Annotated in this window: 2 protein-coding genes; both read right to left on the bottom strand. The window is 75.9% G+C overall.

The window, feature by feature from the left end; genetic code table 11:
- Positions 1-47: 47 nt before the first annotated feature.
- Positions 48-7604 carry a non-ribosomal peptide synthetase gene (locus OHA86_RS04265; protein ID WP_329172616.1) on the bottom strand — a complete coding sequence of 2519 codons (7557 nt, stop codon included), beginning with the start codon at positions 7602-7604 and terminating at the stop codon, positions 48-50.
- Positions 7601-22045 carry a non-ribosomal peptide synthetase gene (locus OHA86_RS04260; protein WP_329172613.1) on the bottom strand — a complete coding sequence of 4815 codons (14445 nt, stop codon included), beginning with the start codon at positions 22043-22045 and terminating at the stop codon, positions 7601-7603. The genes OHA86_RS04265 and OHA86_RS04260 overlap by 4 nt, the downstream gene beginning before the upstream one ends.
- Between the last annotated feature and the right edge of the window lie 78 nt (positions 22046-22123).

The following is a 22123-nucleotide window of genomic DNA, read 5'->3' as shown; positions in this document are numbered from 1 at the left end:
CGCGGGCCGCCGGCCGCGCGCCGCCGGCGGTTGCCGACAGCCGCCGGCTACGGCAGGACGACCGCTCCCGGAGGCGTGGGGAGGAAGCCCGTGGCGTGGCCGTAGGCCAGATAGCGGGTCAGGACGTCGTCGGTCAGCGGCGGCAGGCGGACGCCCAGGTCCGCCACGGCCCGAGCCGTCCGGCCGGAGTCGAAGCGGCGGTGGTCGCCCGCCTCCTGCCCGGCCCCGCCCTCGTCGCCGAGGAAGAGCTGCGCGGCGTTGTCGTGCTGCGCCGCGACCCGGGCCTGCCAGTCCGCGACCGGGACGGTCCGCACCTCGTGGCCGAGGCGGGCGGCGGCGTCGAAGACCCGGTCGAGACCCGGCGCTTCCGGGTTGGTCAGGTGGTACGTCCCGCCGCCGGCAGCCCCGTTGGCGGCCCCGCCGGAGGTGACCAGAGCCACGGTCGCGGCGCTGACGTAGTCGACGGGCACCCAGTCGGTCGACCCGGACGGCAGGTCCGGCACGGCCTCCGCCTGGAGGCAGCCCTTGATGAGCTGCCACAGCAGGTCCCGGTCCTGGCAGGCGCCCGTGGTGGTGTCGCCGCTGATCCGGCCCGGCCGGTAGACCGCCACCGGAAGGCCGCGCTCGCGGGCCAGGTCCACCAGCCCCTCGGCGACCCACTTGCTCTGCGCGTACCCCCCGGGCAGCGCGGACGCCGGACCGCTGGGGGTCGACTCCGTGATGACGGCGGGACCGGAGCCCGCGGCCGGGGCGAAGACGCTCGTGGTCGAGACGTAGTGCAGCCCGGGGGAGGCCGAGTCGGCGAGCAGCCGCAGCAGTTCCTCGGTGCCGGCGACGTTGGGCGCGCGCAGATCGCCGTAGCCGGCGACGAAGTTGACCCGGGCGCCGTTGTGCAGCACCGGGCCGAGGCGGCGGACGAGCGCCGTCCGCGCCTCGCGGGACAGGCCGAGCCCGGGGGCGGCGAGATCGCCGGGGACCGGGTGGATCAGCCGCGCGTACGAGGGGTGCCACAGGCCGTAGCGCTCCAGGTTGGCCCGGAGCCTGTCGGCCGCGTGCCGGTCGCTGTCGGCGCGTACCAGGCAGTCGACCGGGCCGCCGGTGGTCTCGATGAGGTCGCGCAGCAGGAACGCGCCGAGGAATCCGGAGGCCCCGCTCAGCAGCGGCCGGGCAGAGGGGCGGCGGGCGGGGGCGGGCCGGCCGGCGGCGGTGATGTCCTCGGCGAGGCGGACCTCGGCGGCGAGGTCCGGTACGGCAACCTCCTCCGCGCCCCGCACTCCGCCGCCCGGTTCCCCCTCGCCCAGGAGGCGGTCGATGCCCGCGACCGTGGGCGCCGAGAACAGCGCCCGCAGGGACAGCCGCGTGCCGCACCTCTCCTCGATGCGCTGGGCCAGGGTCACCGCCAGCAGGGAGTGGCCCCCGAGGGCGAAGAAGTCGTCCTCGACGCCGACCGCGGTCACGCCGAGCGTCTCGGCGAAGGCCGCGGCCAGGGCGCGTTCGCGGCCGGTGCGCGGCGCGCGGCCCCCGGCGGGTCCGGTCCGCCCGGGCGCGGGCAGCGCGCGCAGGTCGGTCTTGCCGTTGGGGGTGAGGGGCAGCGCGTCCAGGCTCAGATACGCGGAGGGCACCATGTGGTCGGGCAGGGCGGACGCCAGGTGGGCGCGTATCGCGGCCTCGTCCGGTCCCGCCGCCCCCTCGGCCGGCACGGTGTACGCGACCAGGCGCCGGTCGCCCGGCAGGTCCTCGCGGACGACCGCGCAGGCCGCGGCGATGCCGGGCAGGGCGGTCAGCGCGGCCTGGATCTCGCCGAGTTCGATGCGGAAGCCGCGCAGCTTGACCTGGTCGTCCACGCGGCCGATGTAGGCCAGGCCCGCCTCGCCCGTCCAGCGCACCAGGTCGCCGGTGCGGTACATCCGGCCGCCCGCGGGGTCGAACGGGTCGGCCACGAAACGCGACGCGGTCAGCGCGGCCCGGCGGAGGTAGCCGCGGGCCACCCCGGCGCCCGAGACGTACAGTTCGCCGACGACACCGGGCGGCACGGGGGCCAGCCGGTGGTCGAGGACGTGCACGCGCGCGCCGTCGACGGGGACGCCGATGGGCACGGTGCGGTCGGGGGCGAGCGGTCCCTCCGCGTGCTGGACGGCGCTCATGGTGGCGCAGACGGTGGTCTCGGTCGGGCCGTAGGCGTTGACGACGGACCGGTCCTGCGCCCAGCCGCGCACCAGGGCCGGTGTGCAGGCCTCGCCCGCGAGGACGACGGTGATCCCGGCGGGCAGCGACCCGGGCGGCATCACGGCGAGCGCGGCGGGCGGCAGCGTGAGGTGGGTGATGCCCCGGTCGCGGACCCGCGCGGCGAGGGCGGCGCCGGGCAGCAGCGCGTCGCGCGTGTCGATCTCCAGGCAGGCGCCGCAGAGCAGCCCCATGCACAGGTCCCAGAAGGCGGCGTCGAAGCTGACCGAGGCCATCTGCAGGACCCGGCTGCCGGGGACGACGCGCAGCCGGTCGCGCTGCGTCGCGGCCATCGCGCCGACGCCCCGGTGCGTCACGACGACGCCCTTGGGGCGGCCGGTGGAGCCCGACGTGTAGATGACGTACGCCGGGTGCGCCGGAAGCGGGGCCGCGGGCGCGGCCTGCGGCCCCTGGTCGCCGATGTACAGGTACGGCACGTCGGTCGCCGGGAGGCGGTCGCGGACGGCGGGGGTGGTGAGGAGCAGCCGCGGCCGGGCGTCGTCGAGCATGTAGGACAGCCGCTGGGCGGGGTAGTCCGGGTCGAGCGGCACATAGGCCGCGCCCGCCTTGAGGACGGCGAGCAGGGCCACGGCGAGTTCGCGGTCGCGCGGCAGGGCGACGGCCACCCGCTCCTCCGGCCGCACCCCGAGCGCCGCCAGACGCTGCGCGAGGGCGTCGGCGCGCGCGTCGAGTTCCCGGTAGGTCAAGGTGGCGGCGGCGTCGCGCACCGCCGGGGCGTCCGGGGTGCGCAGGACCCACCGGGCGAACAGCTCGGGCACGGTGGCGGCGGGCAGCTCCTCGGCCGGCCCGGTCCCTTGGACGGCGAGGCGTTCGCGCTCCGCGGGGGTGAGCACGTCGTAGGCGCCCAGCCGGCGGCCGGGGTCGGCGGTGACGTCGGTGAGCAGCAGGACGAGCCGCTCGGCGAGGCCGCGCACGGTGCTCTCGTCGAAGAGGTCCGTGGCGAAGTCGACGGACGCCCGCAGCCCGGCGCCGCTGCCGTCGTGGGTCTCGGTGAAGGTGAACGACAGGTCGAACTTGCTGGCCGCCAGCTCGGCCGGCACTCCGGCGGCGGTGAGGCCCGGCAGGTCGACCGGGGCGGCGGGCGAGTGGTTCTGCAGGACGAGCATGGTCTGGAAGAGCGGGTGGTGGCTCTGCGAGCGTGCCGGGTTGAGGAGTTCCACCAGGCGCTCGAAGGGCACGTCCTGGTGCGCGTACGCCGACAGGTCGGTGTCCTTCACCCGGTCCAGGAGTTCCAGGAAGGTGGGATCGCCGGCCAGGTCGGTGCGCAGCACGAGGGTGTTGACGAAGAAGCCGACCAGGCCGGTGGCGGCCTCGTCCGTACGCCCGGCGATCGCCGTGCCCAGCGGGATGTCGTCGCCCGCGCCATGACGGGACAGCACGAGCGCGAGCGCGGCCTGGAGCACCATGAAGACGCTGCACCCGCCGGCCCGCGCGAGGTCGCCGATCCGCCGGGCTGTGTCGGGCGTGACGGCGAAGTCGAGGGTGGCGCCGGTGTGCCGGGGCACGGCGGCGCGCGGCCGGTCGAAGGGCAGCTCGATCATCTCCGGCAGCCCGTCCAGCGCCTGCCGCCAGTAGCCGAGCTGACGTGCCACCAGGCTGTCGGGGTCGTGCTCGTCGCCGAGCAGCCGCCGCTGCCAGAGGGTGTAGTCGGCGTAGTCGACGGGCAGTTCGGCCCACGTCGGTGCCTCGCCGCGGGTACGGGCGCGGTAGGCGGCGCCGAGGTCGGCCGCCAGCGGCGCCAGCGAGGAGCCGTCGGCGGCGATGTGGTGGATCACCAGGAGCAGGACGTGGGTGTCGTCGGCCAGCCGCAGCAGGGTCGCCCGCAGCGGCAGCCGGCGTTCGATGTCGAGCGGCTCGGCGACGGCGACCGCGATGCGGTCGTGCAGTTTGTCCGCGTCGACGGCCTCGGGGACGAAGGGGACCCGGACGTCGTCCGGGGCGGTGACGAGCTGGCACGGGCCGCCGTCGCGTTCGGGGAAGACGGTGCGCAGCGCGGCGTGCCGGACCACGATGTCGTGCAGGGCCTGGCGCAGGGCGCCGGTGTCGAGCGGCCCGTCGAGGCGTACGGCGAAGGGGACGTTGTAGGTCGCGGACGGCCCTTCGAGGCGGTGCAGGAACCACAGGCGCTGCTGGGCGTAGGACAGCGGGAGGACGGCGGGGCGCTCCTGCGGGACCAGGGCGGGGCGGGCCGGGCGGCCCGCGTCCTCCAGGGCGGCGGCCAGCGCGGCGACGCTGGGGTTCTCGAAGACGGTACGGATCTCGGTCTCGGTGCCCAGCGCGGCACGGATACGGCCGGCGAGGCGGGTGGCGAGCAGGGAGTGGCCGCCCAGCGCGAAGAAGTCGTCGTCGGGACCCACCACCTCGGTGCCGAGCACATCGGCGAACAGCCCGCAGAGGATCTCCTCGTAGGCGCCCCGGGGCGGGCGGCCCGCCGCGGCGGCCCGCCGTACGGGCGCGGGCAGGGCCGCCCGGTCGAGCTTGCCGTTGGCGGTCAGCGGCAGCGCGTCCAGCAGGTGGACGGCGGCCGGCACCATGGGGGCGGGCAGACGCCGCCCCACGTGCTCGGCGAGCTGCCCGGGATCCGGGGCGGCGCCGGGCGCCGGGACGACGTAGGCGGTGAGCGTGCGGTCGCCCGGCAGGTCCTCGCGGACCAGGACGCACGCGGACCGCACCGCGGGGTGGGCGCGCAGCACCGCCTCGATCTCGCCGGGCTCGATGCGGTGGCCCCGCAGCTTGATCTGCTGGTCGGCCCGGGAGACGTACTCCAGCACGCCGTCGGCGCCCCACCGTACGAGATCCCCTGTGCGGTACATCCGCGTCCCCGCGCCCGCGAAGGGATCCGCCACGAAGCGCGTGGCCGTCAGACCGGGGCGCCCCAGATAGCCGCGCGCGACGCCGGGGCCCGCGACGTACAGCTCGCCCTCCGCGCCGGACGGCACCGGGCGCAGCGACGCGTCCAGGACGTAGGCGCGTACGCCGTCGAGCGGGCGCCCGATGGGAGGTACGCCGTCGCCGTGGTCGGGTCCGACGTGCTGGAGGGTCGCGAAGGTGGTCGTCTCGGTGGGTCCGTAGACGTTGAGGACGGTGGTGCCGGGGTGGTCGGCGGCCAGGCGCTGCAGGACGCCGGGCGCGGCGGCCTCACCGCCGCTCGCCACCAGGCGCAGCAGGCCGAGCGCGCCGGGGTCGGTCTCGGCGATGACGTTGAGGAGCGCCGTCGTCACGAACGCCGCCGTCACACCGTGCCGCGCCACCAGATCCCGCAGCGCGGCGGGTTGCAGGGCGCCCTCGGGCGCGACGACCACCCGGCCGCCGTTGAGCAGCGGCGTCCAGATCTCGAAGGTGGAGGCGTCGAAGACGTAGGCCGAGTGCATCAGGACGGCGTCCGCCACCCCGCCGCCCCAGGTGCGGTCGGCCGCGAGAGCCGCGATGTCCGCGTGGCAGACCCCGACCCCCTTGGGCAGGCCGGTGGAGCCCGAGGTGAACATCACGTAGGCGAGCCCGGAGCCGCCGCCGGCGGCCGGGAGGGCGCCGGGCGCGGCGGGGCCGCCTGCGCGGACGCGGCCCGCCGCGTCGACGGTCACCACGGCGACGTCGGCGCCGAGGTCCCGCACCCACGGGTGGGTGGCGTGGGCCTCGTCCACGACCAGGAAGCGCAGGCCCGCCACCTCGGCGACCCGGTCGAGCCGTTCGGCCGGCCACGTCGGGTCGAGGGGGACATAGGCGGCGCCCGCGCGCAGCGCGGCCACCGAGGCGGTGACCACGGCGGCCGAGCGGCCCAGGAGGATGCCGACGCCGTCCTCGGCGCCGCTGCCGAGCCCGCGCAGCGCGCCGGCCAACTCGTCGGCCAGCCGGTGCAGTTCGCCGTACGTCAACTGCTCGCCCGCGCCGCACACCGCGACCGCGCCGGGATGCCGCTCCGCGTGCCGGACGACGGCGTCGCCGAGCGCGGCCCCGGTGGCACCGGGTGGCAGCGCGGCGCCGCGTCCCCGGGCCAGCAGCGCGTCGCGCTCGCCGTCGAGCAGGAAGGGAAGCGCGTCGGCGCGGGTGTCGAGCCCGTCCGCCAGCGCCGTCAGCAGCCGTCGCATCCGGGCGACCGCGCGGGCCGCCTCGTCGCCGCCGAGGGCGGAGGGCCGGTGACCGAAGGTGATCCGCAGGCGGTCGCCGGGGGCGACGGTCACGGTGAGCGGGTAGTGCGCCGCATCCGTGCCGGCCACGCCGGTCACGGTGAGGTCCGGCAGGTTCTGCCGCGCCGAGCGCAGGGCCTCGGCGTCCATCGGGTAGTTCTCGAACACCAGCAGCGTGTCGAAGAGTTCGTCCAGGCCGGTGACCGCGCGTATGTCGGTCAGGCCCACGTGCTGGCTGCCCAGCAGCCGGCTCTGCTCCTCCTGCAGCCGGGTCAGCAGCGCCGCCAGGGTCTCGCCGGGCAGCGGGCGCACCCGTACCGGGACGGTGTTGATGAACAGGCCGACCATCGACTCGATCCCGGGTATCTCCGGCGGGCGGCCGGAGACGGTGGTGCCGAACAGGACGTCCGGGCGGCCGGTGAGATGCGCGAGCAGCAGCCCCCAGGCGCCCTGGACCAGGGTGTTGAAGGTCAGCCGGTGGGCGCGGGCGGTCTCCCGCAGCCGGCGGGTGGTGGCCTCGTCCAGGTCGAGGACCAGGGTCTCGGGCAGTTCGCCGGTGCCCGCGGCGGCGCTCCCGGCCGCGGGGCTCCGGCGCCCGGCGAGCAGGGTCGGGGCCTCGATGCCGGCCAGCGCGGTGCGCCAGGCGTCCAGGGCGGCGGGGCGGTCCTGCGCGGCCAGCCAGGCGAGGTAGTGGCGGAAAGGGGCGACGCGCGGCAGGGCGCTGTCGTCGCCCCCGCTCGCGTACAGCTCGAACAGCTCGCGCACCAGCAGCGGCATGGACCAGCCGTCGAGCAGGATGTGATGGCTCGTCATGACCAGCCGGTAGCGCCGGTGGGCGGTGCGTACCAGGGTGAACCGCATCAGCGGCGGGGTGCTCAGGTCGAACCTGCGGGCGCGGTCGGCGGCGAGGAAGGCCGCGAGGCGCCTCCCCGCGGTCTCCGCGCCGTCCGCCCCGGCCAGGTCCAGTTCCTCCAGCGGCACCCGCACCTCGGCCGCCACCGCCTGCACGGGCTCGTCGAGGTCCTCGTACAGGAAGCCCGCGCGCAGATTGGCGTGCCGGCGCAGCAGCGTGGCGATGGCGGCGCGCAGCGCGGGGACGTCGGCGCCGCCTTCGAGGTCGAAGACGAACTGCGCGGTGTAGACGTCCACCGAGCGCGTGTCGTACAGCGCGTGGAAGAGCATCCCCGCCTGCGTCGGCGTCAGCGGAAGGATGTCCTCCAGTTGGAACCCGGTCACTTGCGTCCACCCCACTTGTTCTGCAGTCGGTCGATCTGGGCCTGGTTGAGCGAGACCAGCGGAAGGTCGGACGGCGTCCAGCCGCCCGCGTCGGGACGTTCCGCGTGTTCGGCGACCGCGCGCAGCGCGCGGGTGAACAGGCCGGACAGGGACTCCACGTCCTCCTCCGCGAGCAGGTCGCCCGGCCAGGTCCAGCGGGTCACCAGGCGCGGTCCTTCCGGCAGGTCCTCGGTGTGCGCGTTGATGTCGAGGACGTGGTGCACGGGCATGTCCGGGTCCTGGCTGCGCGGCCCGCCGCCGTCGAGCACCACCTCCCAGTCGGGCGTGGCGCGGCCCGCGGCCTCGTGCGAAGCGGCGTAGCGGCCCAGGTAGTTGAAGCCGATCTCGGGTTCCGGCAGGCCGGCCAGCCGGGCGCGGGCGGCCGGGTTGAGGTGGCGCAGCATCCCGTAGCCGACACCGTGGTCGGGGATGGTCCGCAGCTGCTCCTTGACGCGTTTGAGCGCGCCGTCGACCAGCGCGCCGCCGAAGGGCTGCGGGCCGCGCGGATCGACCGGGCCGGGGTCGAGCCGGACCGGGTAGAGGCTGGTGAACCAGCCGACCGTACGGGACAGGTCGAGGTCGTCGGCGATCTGCTCGCGGCCGTGGCTCTCCAGGTGGAGCAGCACACCCCTGCTGCCCGGCCCCGCGGCGCCGTCCCGCTCGGCGTACCAGGCGCTGACGGCCAGCGACAGCGCCGTGAGCAGGACGTCGTCCACGCCGGCGTGGAAGGCCGCGGGCACGGTGGTGAGCAGCGGCTCGGTCCAGGTGGCGGGCAGCCGGGTGGTGAGGGTGGCGGTCCGCTCCGCCGTGTCCAGCTCGGGGTCGAGCGGCCGGTGTCCCAGCCGCGTCACGGCCGTACCCGGCATCCCTTCCCACAGGGGGAGTTCGGCTTCGCGGTCCGCGCCGCGCGCCTGGGCCGCGAGCAGTTGCGCCCAGTGCCGGTAGGACGTGCCGACGGCGGGCAGCGCCGCCGGCGAGGACGGCTCGGCAGCCGGGCCGCCGTCGGCGGTCGCGGCCTGCCAGGCGGTGGCGAGGTCGGCGGCGAGGATGCGCCAGGAGACCGCGTCGACGGCCAGGTGGTGCACCACCAGCAGGAGCCGGCCCTGCGCGCGGGGTCCCGCGTCGCACCAGACGGCCTCGACCACTTCCCCCCGCGCGGGCCGCAGCCTGGCGCGGGCCTTCTCGCCCGCCTCGGTGACAGCCGCGCGCATCCCGGCGGCGTCGAGCCCCGCGGCATCGACGCGGGTGAAGTGCCGGCGGACCTGCACCGCGCCGGCCGGCAGGACGTCGAGGACCGGTTCACCGCCGCCGTCGCGCACGACCCGCAGCCGCAGCGTGTCGTGGTGGTCGACCAGGTGCTGGAGGCACGCGACGAGGGCGCCCTCGTCCGCGCCCGCCGGAGTGCGCAGCACCCCGGACTGGTTGTAGCCGTCGGTGGCGCCCGGCCGCTCCAGGAACCAGGCGGCGATGGGCGTCGGCGGCATCGGCCCCGTACCGGGCACCGACGGCGCGGCGGTGTCCCGGTCCGCCCCGGTGGCGGCGGCCGCGATGGCCTCGGGGGTGCGGTGGACGAAGATGTCGCGCGGGCTGACGCCGAGGCCGGCCTCGCGGGCCCGGCTGACCAGCTGGATGGACAGGATGCTGTCGCCGCCGAGGGCGAAGAAGTCGTCGTCGGCACGGACGCTGTCCACGCCCAGGACGGCGGCGAAGACCTCGCACAGCACGCTTTCCCGTGCGGTACGCGGCTCCCCGCCGGGCCGGGCCGCGGCCCGCACCGGGGCGGGCAGCGACTTCCGGTCGGTCTTGCCGTTGGGCAGCAGCGGCAGGGCGTCGAGGGACACGAAGACGGCCGGCACCATGTACGCCGGCAGCGCCGACGCCAGCCCGGTGCGTATCTCGTCCTCGGCCGGTGCGGGGGCGCCGCCCTTCCCGGCTGCGACCGTATAGGCGACCAGGCGCCGTTCGCCAGGCCGGTCCTCGCGGACCACGACGCAGGCGGCGGCGACCGCGTCCAGCGCGGTGAGGGCGGCCTCGATCTCGCCGGGCTCGATGCGCAGCCCGTTCAGCTTGACCTGGTCGTCGGCGCGGGAGACATAGCCGAGCACGCCGTCGGCGTCCCGCCGGACCAGGTCGCCGGTGCGGTACATACGGGTGCCGCGCGGACCGTAGGGGTCGGCGACGAACCGCGCGGCGGTCAGCCCCGGGCGCCGCAGATAGCCGCGGGCCAGACCGCCGCCCGCGAGGTACAGCTCGCCGGTCACCCCCGGCGGCACCGGCAGCAGGCGGCTGTCGAGCACATAGGCGCGGGTGTTGTCGACGGGACGCCCGAGCGGCACGTACGACGCGCCGGCCACCGCACCGTGATACCGCTGTGCGGTGGCGTCGATCGTCGCCTCGGTCGGGCCGTACAGATTGTGCACCTCGGCCCGCCAGGCGCCGGCGACCTGCTCGGCCAGCGCCACGGGCAGCGGTTCGCCGCCGCACAGGACGGCCCGCAGGGTGCCGGGCGCCGCGCCGGGGCCGGTCTCGGCGAGGACGACGGCAAGGTGCGAGGGCACGAACTGGGCGATGGTCACGCCCGCCTCGCGCATCCGGGCCGTCAGGGCGCGCGGGTCGTGGTTGAGCGCGGGCGGCACCGGGCAGGTCGAGCCGCCGTGCAGCAGCGGCAGCCAGGTCTCCCAGACCGACGCGTCGAAGCTCGGCGAGGTGCGGGCCAGGACCCGGTCGTCGTCGGTGAGCCGCAGGTGGTCCGCCATCCAGGCCATGTGGTTGGTCAGCGAGGCATGGGTGACGGCGACGCCCTTCGGCTGCCCGGTGGAGCCGGAGGTGTGGATGACGTACGCCAGGTCCCGCGGGTCCGGCGCGACGGCGGGCGCCGCGGCGCCGGTGGACCAGGCGGCCCGGTCGCCGATGTCGAGCGCGGGTACGCCCCGGTCCGCCACCGGGGCCGGGACGGCGCCGCGGGTGATCACGACCGCCGGACGGGCGTCGTCCAGCATGTGGGCGACCCGGGCCGCGGGGTAGTCGGGGTCGACCGGCAGGCCGGCGGCGCCGGCCTTGGCGACCGCCAGCATGGCGATCACCTGGTCGGCGGTGCCGGGCACGGCCAGCGCGACCAGGTCGCCGCGGCCGATGCCGCGCGTGTGCAGATGGTGTGCCAGATCGTCGGAGAGCGCGTCGAGTTCCGCGAAGGTCAGGGTGCGGTCGCCGTCCCGTACGGCCACCGCCCCCGGGGTGCGCGAGCACTGGGCGCGGAAAGCCTCCGGCACCGTCCGTGCCGCCACCGCCCGGTCGGCGCCGTGCCCGGTGCGGGCCAGGCGCGTCTGCTCGGCGGCGTCCAGGACCGCCGCGGCGTGCACCCGCTGACCCGGGTCTGCGGCGAGCGCGCCGAGCAGCCGGGTCAGCCGGGCCGCCAGGTCGTGCGCGGTGGAGCCGTCGAACAGCTCCGTGGAGAATTCCAGGACGCCGTCCAGCCCGGCGGGCCGGCCCCCGGCGTCGCGGGCCTCGGAGAAGGTGAAGGTCAGGTCGAACTTGCTGATGCCGGTGTGCACCGCCTGCGCGGTCGCCGTCACCCCCGGCAGGTCCACGACGGCCCCCGCCTGGTTCTGCAGCGTCAGCATGGTCTGGAACAGCGGGTGGTGGTTCTGCGCGCGGACCGGGCTGAGGGAGTCCACCACGCGCTCGAAGGGCACGTCCTGGTGGGCGTAGGCGGCCAGGTCGAACGCCCTGACCCGGTCGAGCACCTCGTCGAAGGTGGGGTCCCCGGTCAGGTCGGTGCGCAGCACGAGGGTGTTGACGAAGAAGCCCACCAGGTCGTCGAGGGCCTCGTCGGTCCGCCCCGCCACCGGGGTGCCGAGCGGGATGTCCTCCCCGGCGCCGTGCCGGGACAGCAGCACCGACACGGCCGCCTGGAGCACCATGAACAGGCTGCACCCGCGGGCGTGCGCCAGCTCCGCCAGCGCCCGGTGGGTGCCGGCGCCGACCGTGAAGCCGAAGGCGTCGCCCCGGTACGCGGTGACCGCCGGACGCGGCCGGTCGTAGGGCAGGTCGAGCACATCGGGGGCGCCGGCCAGCGCGGTGCGCCAGAAGTCCAGCTGGCGGGCGGCCTGGCTGCCCGGGTCCTCCTCGTTGCCGAGCAGGTCGCGCTGCCAGAGGGTGTAGTCGGCGTACTGGACGGCCAGTTCCGTCCAGCCGGGCTCCTCCCTCCCGATACGGGCCCGGTAGGCCGTTCCCAGGTCGCGCACCAGCGGTGCGAAGGACCAGCCGTCGCCCGCGATGTGGTGGACGACCAGCACCAGGACATGGGCCTCGGCGCCCAGCCGCAGCAGCCGTGCCCGCAGCGGGATCTCGGCGCTCACGTCGAAGGCGTGCGCCACCTCGGCGGCCACGACCGCGTCCAGGCGGTCGGCGTCGGTGTCCAGCGGCGTCAGGTCCAGAGCGATCCCGCCGGCGTCCACCACGACCTGGCGCGCCACACCGCCGGTGTCGGGGAAGACGGTGCGCAGGCTCTCGTGCCGCTCCGCGACGTCCCCGAGCGCGCTCTCCAGGGCGTCCGCGTCGAGCGGGCCGTCCAGGCGGAGCACCAGCGGCACGTTGTAGGTGGCGCTGGGCCCTTCGAGCCGGTTGAGGAACCACAGGCGCTGCTGGGCGAAGGACAGCGGCAGCGGATCCGGGCGGTCCGCGGCCCGCTCCAGCGGGGTCCTGGCCTGCTCCGCGCCGTCCAGCGACGCGGCGAGCAGTGCCGGCGTGGGCTGCTCGAACACCGCCTTGACCTGCACCTCCACCCCGAGGACGGTGCGCAGCCTGGCGGCGAGCCGGGTGGCGAGCAGCGAGTGCCCGCCCCGGGCGAAGAAGTCGTCGTCAGGACCCACCGCGGCCACGCCGAGCACGTCGGCGAACAGGCCGCACACGATCTCCTCGCGGGCGGTGCGGGCCGCGCGGCCCGGCGCCGGCGCCTCGGTGCCGGGCGCGGGCAGGGCACGGCGGTCCACCTTGCCGTTGGCGGTCAGCGGCAGCGCGTCCAGCAGGACGAAGGCGGACGGCGTCATGTAGGCGGGCAGCGACCCGCCGACGATACGGGCGAGGTCGGCGGGGTCGGGGCGCGCTCCGGCGGCGGGGACCACGTACGCGACGAGCCGCCGGTCGCCGGGGACGTCCTCGCGCACGACGGCGAAGGCGTCGGCGACGCCCTCGCCCGCGGCCAGTACGCCCTCGATCTCGCCGAGTTCGATGCGGTAGCCGCGCAGCTTGACCTGGTCGTCGGCGCGGCCGACGTAGCAGATCTGCCCGTCGGGCGACCAGCGCACGAGGTCGCCGGTGCGGTACATGCGCGAGCCCGCCGGGCCGAACGGGTCGGCCACGAAGCGCGCGGCGGTCGGTCCCGGCCGCCCGGTGTACCCGCGCGCCACCCCGTGTCCCGCCAGGTACAGCTCGCCCACGACACCCGGCGGGACCTGGCCCAGCTGTCCGTCGAGCACGTACAGCCGCATGCCGTCCAGCGGGCGGCCGATCGGGGGCGGTCCGGCCGGCAGGTCGGCCGCCACCTGGTAGCGGGTGGCGAAGGTGGTGGTCTCGGTGGGGCCGTAGACGTGCAGCACACGCAGCCCCGGTGAGGCGGCGGCCACCCGCTGCATGGCGTCGGGGGAGGCCAGTTCCCCGCCGGCGCAGACGACCCGCAGACCGGTGAAGACGCCCGGATCGGTCTCGGCGAGGACGTTGAACAGCGCCGTGGTCAGGAACATCGCGGTCACGCCGTGGTCGTGGACGAGGTCGCCGAGGACGCTCGGCTCCAGAGCCCCCTCGGGCGCGACGACGACCCGGCCGCCGGTGAGCAGCGGCGTCCAGATCTCGAAGGTGGAGGCGTCGAAGACGTACGCCGAGTGCATCAGCACCGCCTGTGCGGCGCCGTCGTGCCAGGCGGAGTCGGCGGCCAGCGCGGCCACGTCGGCGTGGCTGACACCGACGCCCTTGGGCAGGCCGGTGGAGCCGGAGGTGAACATCACGTACGCCAGCGCTGCCGGGTCCGGCACGGCGGCCGGCGGTGCCGGACGGTCCGGCCCGCCGCGCAGGATCCGGCCGAGCCGGTCCACGACCACGACCGGCATCCGGCGGGCCGCCGCGGTCACCCAGGGCGAGCCGGCGGCGGCCTCGTCGACGACGAGCATCCTCAGGTCCGCCACCTCTGCGACCTGGTCGAGCCGTTCGCCGGGCCAGCGCGCGTCGAGCGGGACGTAGGCGCCGCCGGCGCGGACCGCGCCGAGCGACGCGGACACCACGGCGGGGGAGCGTTCGAGCAGCACCCCGATCCTGCTCTCGCGGCCCGCGCCGAGCCCGGCCAGGGCGCCGGCGAGGTCGGCGGAGATCCGGTCGAGCCGGGCGTAGCTGAGGGCGTCGGCGCCGGTGGCCGCCACGGCCACGGCGCCGGGTGTGCGCTGCGCCTGGGCGGCGAAGAGCGCGGGCAGGCCCGGCCGCACGGTGCCGGCGGGCAGGGCGCGGCCGTTGCCCCACCGGGTGACGCGGTCGTGCTCGTCCGGCGCCATCAGGTCGTACGCCGCCAGCGGCAGGCCGTGGTCGGCGGTCACCTGGTCCAGGAGCCGGACGAGGCGGTCCGCGAGGGTTTCGACGGTGCCGCGGTCGAAGAGCGCGGTGGCGTACTCGATCCCGGCGCTCAGGCCGCCCTCGCCGTCCTGCCCGGTGAAGGCGAAGGTGAGGTCGAACTTGCTCAGCCCGTTGTGCACGAGCCGGTCCTCGACGGTGAGGCCCGGCATGTCGGGGCGGGCGGTCTCCTGGTTCTGCAGGACGAGCATGGCCTGGAACAGCGGGTGGTGGTTGCGCGACCTGACGGGGTTGAGGCTCTCCACCAGACGCTCGAAGGGGACGTCCTGGTGCGCGTAGGCCGCCAGGTCGAACTCCCGTACCCGTAGCAGCAGTTCGCGGAAGGTCGGGTTGCCGGACAGGTCCGTGCGCAGGACCAGGGTGTTGACGAAGAAGCCGACCAGGTCCTCCAGCGCCTCGTCCGTACGGCCGGCGACCGGTGAGCCGAGCGCGATGTCCTCGCCCGCCCCGTGCCGGTGCAGCAGGGTGGACACCGCGGCCTGGAGCACCATGAACAGGCTCGTCCCCGACTCCCTGGCCAGCCGCAGCAGCCGGGAGTGCAGGTCCTGCGGGACCTCGAAGGCGTGGACGGCGCCCCTCGGGTCGGTGACGGCCGGCCGCGGCCGGTCCAGCGGCAGGTCGATCACTCCCGGCAGCCCCTCCAGGGCGCTGTGCCAGTGGTCGAGCTGCTCGCGCAGCACGCTGTGCTCGCCGCCGCCGCCGTCCGCCAGGAGGGCGTGCTGCCACAGGGTGTAGTCGGCGTACTGGAGTACGCCGCCGGCCGGCTCTTCCGGCTTGCGGCCGGCGAGGACGTCCCGGTAGGCGTCGCCGAGGTGGCGGGCGAGCGGGGCCAGCGACCAGCCGTCGGCCGCGATGTGGTGCAGGACGAGCACCAGGAGGTGGTGGCCGGGCGCGGAGCGCAGCAGACGGGCGCGCAGCGGCGGATCGGTGACCACGTCGAAGGGCTCGCGTACCGCGTCCAGGACGGCCGCCTCCAAAGCGGCGGGCGCCGTGCTCTCGACGGGCAGCCGGGGCGTGGCCGCGGCGGCCGGCAGGACGGACTGGCAGGGCACGCCGTCCCGCTCGGGGAAGACGGTGCGCAGCGTCTCGTGCCGTTCCACGACGTGGCCCAGGGCGGCCCGCAGGGCGTCGGTGTCCAGGTCGCCGTGGAGTTCGAGGACGAGCGGGAGGTTGTAGCCGGCGTTCGGGCCTTCGAGCTGGTCGAGGAACCACATGCGCTGCTGGGCGAACGACAGCGGCAGCGGGTCGGGCCTGAGCGCGGCGGCCGTCACCGCCGGACGGGTCCGCCCCGACGTGTCGAGCACGCGCGCCAGGCTCTCGACCGTGGGGTGCTCGAAGAGGGTGCGTACGGCCATGTCGGCGCCCAGCACGGTCCTGACGCGGCTGACGAGGCGCATGGCGAGCAGGGAGTGCCCGCCGAGGTCGAAGAAGTCCTCGCGCGGCCCCACCGAGGGCCGTTGCAGGATGTCGGCGAATATCCCGGCGAGCAGGTCCTCCTGCGGGGTGCGCCGTCCGGGACCGGCGGCGGAGTCGGTGTCCCCCGCGGGCTCGGGCAGCGCGCGCCGGTCCACCTTGCCGTTGGGCAGCAGCGGGAGGGCGTCCAGGACGACGACGCTGCCGGGCACCATGTGGCGCGGCAGCGCCGCGGCCAGGGCGTCGCGCAGCGCGCCGGGACCGGGGGCCGGGCCGTCGACCACGGCGTAGCCGACGAGCCGGCGCTGACCGGGCAGGTCCTCACGGATCAGGGCGCAGGCGGCCGTGACGCCCGGGCAGGCCAGCAGCCCGGCCTCGACCTCGCCCAGCTCGATGCGGAATCCGCGCAGCTTGACCTGGTCGTCGGCGCGGGACACGTAGTCGAGCAGCCCGTGCCGGTTCCACCGCACACGGTCGCCCGTCCGGTACATACGGGAGCCGGCCTCGAAGGGGTCGGCGACGAAGCGTGCGGCGGTGAGCCCCGGGCGGCGCAGGTAGCCGGTGGCGAGGTTGGGTCCTGAGACGTACAGCTCTCCGGTGACACCGGGCGGCACCGGCCGCAGCCGGTCGTCCAGGACGTAGCCGCGCATGGAGTCGACGGGGCGGCCGATCGGCACGGCCTCGGACGACGGGCGGTCCGCGGCCTCGCCGGTACGCTGCCGGGCACCGCTCTCCCGCGCCGGGCCGCCGACGCGGTGGGCGGTCACGTCGATCGTCGCCTCGGTGGGGCCGTAGAGGTTGTGCGCCTCGGCCTGCCACACCGCGGCGATGCCGTCGGCGACGGTACGCGGCAGCGGCTCGCCGCCGCACAGGACGGCGCGCAGCGCGGGCAGCGCCGGGCCCTGTGCCGCCTCGCTGAGGACCAGGGCCAGGTGGGAGGGCACGAACTGGGCGACGGTGACGGCGAACCGGCTCATCCAGGAGACGAGGGTGCCGGGCTCCTGATTGGCCTCGGACGGCAGAACGCAGACCTCGGCCCCGTTCATCAGCGGCAGCCACAGCTCCCAGACGGAGGCGTCGAAGCTGCTGGAGGTGCGGGCCAGGACCCGGTCGTCCGGGGTGATGTCCAGGTGCCGTGCCATCCAGGCCATGTGGTTGGCCAGCGCCGCGTGCGGCACGACCACGCCCTTGGGCCGGCCGGTGGAGCCGGAGGTGTAGATGACGTACGCGGGGTCCGCCGGGCGGGGCGGGCCCGGCAGCGGCGCGGCGGGCTCCGCGGGCCGGGCGGCGGCGTCGTCCACGGCCAGCCACGGCAGGTCGCCGGCGGGCAGGCCGGGGCGTAAGTCCGCGGTGGTGAGCAGCAGGACGGGCCGGGCGTCGTCCAGCATGTGCCGGATACGGGCGGCCGGATACTGCGGGTCGACGGGCAGGTAGGCGGCGCCGGCGCGCAGCACGGCCAACTGGGCCACGACGGTGTCCACCGACGGCGGCGCGGCCAGTGCCACCAGGTCCTGCCGGCCGACCCCGCGCTCGCGCAGCACCCGTGCGAGGGTGTCGGCGCGGGCGTCGAGCGCGGCATAGCTGAGGCTGCCGTGCGCGTCGCGCACGGCGGTGGCGCCGGGCGTGCGGGCGGCCTGCTCCCTGACCGCCTCGGGGGCGGTGAGCACCGGCAGCGGCTGCTCCTGGCCCCTGCCCAGCGCCAGAAGGCGGTCCCGCTCGCCGGGCGCGAGGGGGTCCAGGCGGCTGACGGCCAGCCCGGGGTCGGCCACGGCCTGCGCCAGGACGCGGGTGAAGCGGTCGCACAGGGCGCCCGCGGTGGCCGCGTCGAAGAGGTCGGTCGCGTACTCCAGATAACCGCTGAGGCCGCCGGCGCCCTCCGCCGTGCCGCCGTCCTCGCCGGTGCCCGGGTTCTCCCGCGTCCCGGGCATCCGGGGGACCTCGGCCAGGGAGAGCGTCAGGTCGAATTTGCTGACGCCGGTGTGCCGGGACCGGTCGTGCACGGTGACACCGGGCAGGTCGAGCTCCGCCCGCCGCTGGTTCTGCAGGACCAGCATGGTCTGGAACAGCGGGTGGTGGCCGCCGGACCGCTCGGGGTTGAGCGCCTCCACCAGCCGTTCGAAGGGGACGTCGCTGTGGCTGAAGGCGGCGAGGTCGAACTCCGCCACCCGGCCGAGCAGTTCGCGGAAGGTCGGGTCGCCCGACAGGTCCGCGCGCAGCACGACGGTGTTGACGAAGAAGCCGACCAGGTCGTCCAGGCTCTCGTCGGTGCGCCCGGCCACCGCGGTGCCGAGCGGGATGTCGGTGCCGGCCCCGTGGGCGTGCAGGGTCGCCGCGAGAGCCGCCTGGAGCACCATGAACGGGGTGCAGCCCGCGGCCCGGGCGAGCCGGACGAGTCCCGCGTGCACGGGGGCGGGAATGTCGAAGAAGTGGGCGTCGCCCCGGTAGGTGGGCGCGGCCGGCCGGGGCCGGTCGGCGGGCAGGTCGAGGACGTCGGGGACGCCGTCCAGCGCCTTCCGCCAGAAGGCGAGCTGGCGTGCTGTCAGGCCCGCCTCGTCCTCGCCGCCCAGCAGTTCGCGCTGCCAGAGCGTGTAGTCCGCGTACTGCACCGGCAGGGCGGGCCAGTCGGGCGCACCCCCGCCGGCGGACCTGGCGCGGTAGGCGGCGCCGAGGTCCCGGCACAGCGGGGCCAGCGACCATCCGTCGGCGACGACATGGTGCAGGACGAGCACCAGGATGTGGCGTTCGGGCGCGGGCCGCAGCAGGTGGGCGCGTACGGGCGGATCGCCGGCCAGGTCGAAGGGCGCGGCGGTCAGCCTGCGCACCGCCTCCCGCGACCACTCCTCGGCGTCCTGCCCGGCCGGCGGGTCCTCCACGACGAGCGGGGGGTGCCCGGCGGCGCGGGCCGCGTCGAGGACCACCTGCCGGGGGACGCCGTCGTGTTCGGCGAAGACGGTGCGCAGGCTCTCGTGCCGGGCGATCACGTCGGCCATCGCGTCACGCAGCCTGCCGGCGTCCAGCGGCCCTTCGAGTTCCAGGACGAGCGGGACGTTGTAGGTGTCGCCCGCGCCTTCCGAGCGGTTGAGGAACCACAGGCGCTGCTGGGCGAAGGACAGCGGCAGCGGGTCGGGACGCCGCCGCGGAACGAGCGCGGGTCCTGCCCCCGCCGCGTCGCCCAGGGCCGCGGCGAGCGAGGCGACCGTGGGGTTGTCGAAGAAGCTCCGCAGATCGACCTCGGCGCTCAGGGCGGCCCTGACCCGGCCGATGAGCCGGGTGGCGAGCAGGGAGTGGCCGCCCAGCGAGAAGAAGTTGTCGTCCATCCCGACGGCGGGCACATCGAGGACGTCGGCGAACAGACCGGCCAGCACCTCTTCCCGCGAGTCGCGCGGGCCGCGCCCCACGGCCGCGGTGGCCCGCGGAGCGGGCAGCGCGCGCCGGTCGACCTTGCCGTTGGCGTTGAGCGGCAGCGCGTCGAGGGCGACGAAGGCGGAGGGCACCATGTAGGCGGGCAGGGAGCGGGCCACCCGGCGGGCCAGCGCCGGCTCGTCGAGGCGGGCGCCGCGGGCCGGCACCGCGTAGGCGACGAGCCGCCGGTCACCGGGGGTGTCCTCGCGCACCATGACGCACGCGGCGGACACGTCGGGTCCTGCGAGCAGGGTGTTCTCGATCTCGGAGGGCTCGATACGGAATCCGCGCAGCTTGACCTGCCCGTCGGCCCGCCCGACGTAGTCGACCTCGCCCTCCGCGGTCCAGCGCGCGAGGTCGCCGGTGCGGTACATCCGGTGGCCGTGCCCCTCGAACGGGTCGGCCACGAAGCGGGCGGCGGTCAGCGCGGGGCGGTCCAGATAGCCGCGGGCGACACCCCGGCCGCCCACGTACAGCTCGCCGGTCACGCCGGGCGGCACCATGCGCAGGTCGCCGTCGAGCACGTACAGCCGCATCCCGTCGAGCGGCACGCCGATGGGCGGCGCGCCCGCGGGGGAGGCGCCGACCGGGCGGCGGGCGGCGAAGGTCGTGGTCTCCGTGGGTCCGTACACGTGCAGGACCCGCGTGCCGGGAAGCGCGGCGGCGACCCGCTGCATCAGGTAGCGGGAGGCGGCCTCGCCGCCGGCGCAGACCAGGCGCATCCCCGCGAAGGCCGCGGGGTCCGCCTCGGCGACGAGGTTGAAAAGGGCGGTCGTCAGGAAGGCCGCGGTCACCCCGTGCCGCTCCACCAGGTCCCGCAGGTCGCGCGCCTCCAGGACCGGGCCGGGCGCGACGACCACCCGGCCGCCGTTCAGCAGCGGCGCCCACATCTCGAAGGTGACGGCGTCGAAGACGTAGGCCGAGTGCAGCAGGACCGCGTCGGACACCCCGCCGGTCCACGCCGAGTCGGCCGCCAGCGCGAGGACGTCGGCGTGGGTGACCCCGACGCCCTTGGGCAGGCCGGTGGAGCCGGAGGTGAACATCACGTACGCGAGCCGGTCGCCGCGCAGGCCCGTCGGTACGCGGCCCGGCCGCGGCGGGCCGCCGCGGACGATCCCGCCGCGGCCGTCCACGACGATCACCGGCAGGTCGGCGGCGAATTCCTTCACCCACGGCTCCCCGGCGGCGTCCTCGTCGGCCACCAGGGCGCGCACCCGGCCGATCTCCGCCACCCGGCCGAGCCGTTCACCCGGCCACGCCGCGTCCATCGGCACGTACGCGGCTCCCGCGGACAGGACGCCGAGCGTGGCGGCCACCAGGGCCGCCGAGCGGCCCACGACGACACCGACGCCGTCCTCGGCGTCCAGCCCCCAGCCGGACAGCGCGCCCGCCAGTCCGTCCGCCGACCGGGCCAGCTCCCGGTACGAGAGCGGCCCCGCGCCGTCCACCACGGCGGTGGCGTCAGGGGTGCGCCGGGCCTGGGCGGAGAAAGCTTCCGGCACGCTCGCGGCCGCGGCCGGCGCGGGCAGGTCGGCGCCGCGCCCCTGGGCGAGCAGGACCCCGGCGGCGGCGTCGTCGAGGAGCGGGAGGTCGCGCAGCGGCGTGTCGGCGTCCGCTTCCGCGAGCCCGGTCAGGAAGAACAGGACGGCCTGCTGGTGCAGATGCACGTCGTCCGGGTGGTGGAGCCCGGGCTCGGCGTCGAGGCCGATCAACGGGCCGGTGCCCTCGGCCCGTTCGCAGACGAACAGGGACACGTTGTCGACCGGGCCGAGGGACAGCACGCGGGAGGTGGCGGGGCTGCCGGCGAAGTCCAGGCCGTAGTTGTAGCCCATGACGTTGACGACGACGTCGGTCAGTTCCGCCGCGGGGTCGGTGATGTTCAGCTCGCGGGCCAGCTGTTCGCGGGAGAAGCGCCGGTGGCGCAGCGCGCCGCGCATCTCGTCGGCGGCGGCGCGTATGAGGCCGCCGACCGTCGTGTGCGCGGCGAGGTCCAGGCGTACGGGCAGGATGTTGGCGGTCATACCGGCGATGTGGCGCTTGCCGCCGTGGCGGCCGTTGGAGGCGATGCCGACGATGACGTCCTGCCGCCCGGTGGTGCGCCCGACATAGGCGGCCAGGGCGGCCACCAGGACGGCGCTCCAGTTGGTGCGGCCCGCGGAGGCCAGCCGTCTCAGTCCGTCATGGACCTCGATGGGCAGCGTCTTCCCGGCGTCCAGCCGGAAGTCCGCCGCGCTCGGCGCGGTGCGCGCGGGGGCGTCGGTGCGCCGCCGGACGAAGACCGTGTCCGACGCCTGCATGTCCGCGGCTTTCCCCGCCGCCCGGTCGGCGAACCTGGCGGTCCAGTAGGCGCGGTCGCTCTCGTACTGCTCCGAGCCGAGGTACGCCGTCTCGTCGTCCACCAGGTCGCGCACGGAGGCGGCGGGCAGTTCGACCGCGCCGAGGTCCTCGCCGCGCACTGCACGCGCGTAGAAGTCGGCGACGGTACGGGCGAGCACCGAGCCGCCGAGCCCGTCGATCGCGATGTGGTGGTAGCGGATGTACCAGTAGTGCAGCTGCGGGCCGAGGCGCAGCAGGGCGAAGTGGTGCCGCGGGGCGTCGAGCCGGTCGACGGTGGCCGTGTCGGCGGCCATGTAGTGCTCGGCCTCGGCGGCGGGGTCCTGCGCGCCCGACAGGTCGACAAGGCGGAGCCGGCCGTTCCCGGCGGAGGAGCGGCCGGCGACGCGCTGGCGTACGACGCCGTTCTCGACGGCGAACTCGACGTTGAGGCTGTCGTACCGGGCGACCGCCTCGTCGACCGCGACGGCGAACAGCGCCTCGTCCAGGCCGCCGCGTATCTCCAGGCATTCGGAGATGTTGTATTTGGGACTGTCCGGTTCGACCTGCTGCCCGTACCACACGCCACGCTGGGCCATGGTCAATTCGAAGTATTCCTGGGGCGTCTGATCCGCCAGGGAAGAGATCTCCTCATGCATGTCGGCCTACCTCTTTGGCGCAGGTTTTCGGGGACGGTGAAAAAAGGAATGGCGGAACCAGCCATGCCGATGGACCCT

It is taken from the genome of Streptomyces sp. NBC_01477, assembly GCF_036227245.1.
Taxonomy (GTDB): domain Bacteria; phylum Actinomycetota; class Actinomycetes; order Streptomycetales; family Streptomycetaceae; genus Actinacidiphila.
This window is presented reverse-complemented; position numbering and strand designations above follow the sequence as displayed.

Excerpts from the sequence above, each read along its gene's own strand:
- OHA86_RS04260 (WP_329172613.1), bottom strand. The coding sequence starts at position 22,045 with ATGCATGAGGAGATCTCTTCCCTGGCGGATCAGACGCCCCAGGAATAC.